The following is a 307-nucleotide window of genomic DNA, read 5'->3' on the forward strand; positions in this document are numbered from 1 at the left end:
GGCATGGCTTGCCGACGTCCTCGCCTGCATCGCCGACACGCCGATCACGCAGATCGAGGACTTGCTCCCGTGGAATTGGAGCCTTCTGACGGCCGCAGCGGATAAGGCTGACTGATCTGGGCATACAAATAAACGAGGCCGTCAGATGAGATATCGCAACTCCGCTCTTTACACCCTCAAATATGTGGCCGAGATGCTCGAAGAAGACGAAGACTTTTTGCGCGATTGCTCGATCGACATGTTCTCGGAAGACGGTTGCCTGAGCGCCGACGACGGCTATCCCGCATCCGAATTAAGCGCACCTAGC

General features: G+C 56.7%; 1 protein-coding gene. It reads left to right on the top strand.

Going from position 1 to position 307, the window contains the following annotated elements; genetic code table 11:
- On the top strand, positions 1-115 hold a 115-nt coding region (locus tag EN869_RS33970), incomplete at its 5' end, for a transposase domain-containing protein (RefSeq protein WP_135916156.1).
- Between the last annotated feature and the right edge of the window lie 192 nt (positions 116-307).

The sequence above is a fragment of the Mesorhizobium sp. M2D.F.Ca.ET.226.01.1.1 genome, from assembly GCF_004022705.2.
Taxonomy (GTDB): Bacteria; Pseudomonadota; Alphaproteobacteria; order Rhizobiales; family Rhizobiaceae; genus Mesorhizobium.